Origin of the sequence: Shewanella sp. 11B5, from assembly GCF_002836795.1 — a bacterium.
Lineage (GTDB): Bacteria > Pseudomonadota > Gammaproteobacteria > Enterobacterales > Shewanellaceae > Shewanella > Shewanella frigidimarina.
This window is the reverse complement of sequence record NZ_PJAP01000820.1, coordinates 1-1,654: the sequence shown is the minus strand read 5'-3', so window position 1 is coordinate 1,654 and position 1,654 is coordinate 1. Positions and strand designations below refer to the sequence as shown.

The following is a 1,654-nucleotide window of genomic DNA, read 5'->3' as shown; positions in this document are numbered from 1 at the left end:
ATTATAATCAATAGCTTGGAGCTTTTATGTCGCATAAATCCCCAATTCATAGCCAACACTACCCAGACTCCTTTTATGTTGCGACCGCCAAAGAGCTTTATCAGCATCCCAAGCTAACCGAAAACATTACTGTCGATGTGTGTATTGTCGGCGGTGGATTTAGCGGGATTAATACCGCTATTGAACTCAGACAACGCGGTTACAGTGTTGCATTGCTCGAAGCTAAACGTATTGGCTGGGGCGCATCTGGCCGAAATGGTGGTGAACTTATCCGTGGGATCGGCCATGACGCGAGCCAATTTCGAAATGAAATTGGTGATGAAGGTGTAAAATCGATTCAACAAATGGGTTTTGAAGCGGTTGATATTGTCACCGAGCGCATTGCCGAGCACAAAATCGATTGCGACTTACACATGGGTTATTGTGATTTAGCCGTAAAGCCACGGCACATGGATGATTTAGCGGCAGAATTTCAAGATCTGCAAGATCAAGGTTATCAAAAATCAATCAAGCTGCTTGATCGTTCACAAATTGGTGAAGTTATCGGTTCAGACTTTTATCAAGGCGCCTTGGTCGATATGGGCAGCGGACATTTACACCCGCTTAACTTAGCCCTAGGCGAAGCGCGTGTCGCCCGCGAACTTGGCGCACAATTATTTGAATACAGCGCCGCAGAAAAAATCATTAAAGGCACTAAACCCAAAGTCATTACCGCTGAAGGCGAAGTAACTTGTGACTATCTAGTCATGGCCGGTAATGGTTATATCGGCAATAAATTAAGCCCTTTCCTTGGTGGGAAAGTGTTGCCAACAGGCACCTATTTATTAGCCACTGAGCCATTAACCGAGCAACAATGTGCCAGTATTATTCCGCAAAACATGGCATTTGCCGATATGCGCGTGGCGTTAGACTACTTCCATTTATCAGCAGACCGCCGTTTATTGTTTGGTGGTTTATGTACTTATTCTGGTAAAGACCCAAAAGACATTGAAGCCGAGTTAAGACCTAATCTTGAAAAAGTGTTCCCACAATTAAAAGGTATCAAAATTGATTATGAATGGGGCGGCATGATGGGTATCGGCGCCAACCGCATGCCGCAAATAGGCCGTTTACCTGATGCAGCCAACATCTACTTTGCTCAAGCCTATGCCGGACACGGGGTAAATGCTACGCATATGGCAGCTAGATTAATTGCTGAAGCCATTAGCCAGCAATCACAACGTATTGATGTGTTTAATGACATTAAACACATGACCTTCCCAGGCGGACCAATGTTGCGATCGCCATTGCTTGCAGCTGGAATGTTTTATCATAGGATGAAGGATTTGCTATAGGTTGCTGGATTTGCTGTGGGTTGGCAAAGGGGTCAACCTTTGTTCTTTTTATGGCCTACGGCCACTAACGCTTAAGATCGCAAGGTTCCACCCTGCACAGGCCAAATATGGCGTCATTCCGGCAATGCTTTTGAGCCGGAATCCAGGTTTTATTTTTGCTTTGTACTTTTGTACTTTGTACTTTTGTACTTTATGGCCTGCGGCCACTAACGTCGTGGCGCTTCACCCACACCAGACCAAGAGGAAACCAACGGCTGTTCCCTCTTGGAACTCCCAGCCGCCCCGCAACATTTTCAAACAGCGAAAAGGTCGCCATGGGG

At 45.9% G+C, this 1,654-nt stretch carries 2 protein-coding genes; both read left to right on the top strand.

Annotated features, from left to right (window positions below):
• The first annotated feature begins 26 nt into the window (after positions 1–26).
• Positions 27–1,334 (top strand): NAD(P)/FAD-dependent oxidoreductase, encoded by a 1,308-nt coding sequence (locus tag CXF78_RS16785; RefSeq protein WP_011638460.1) that lies wholly within the window; start codon positions 27–29, stop codon positions 1,332–1,334.
• A 1-nt stretch (position 1,335) separates the two neighbouring features.
• Positions 1,336–1,654: hypothetical protein (locus CXF78_RS21665; RefSeq protein WP_219622087.1), on the top strand; the 319-nt coding region annotated here is incomplete at its 3' end.

Coding starts and splice junctions, on each gene's coding strand:
- CXF78_RS16785 (WP_011638460.1), top strand. CDS start 27: ATGTCGCATAAATCCCCAATTCATAGCCAACACTACCCAGACTCCTTT.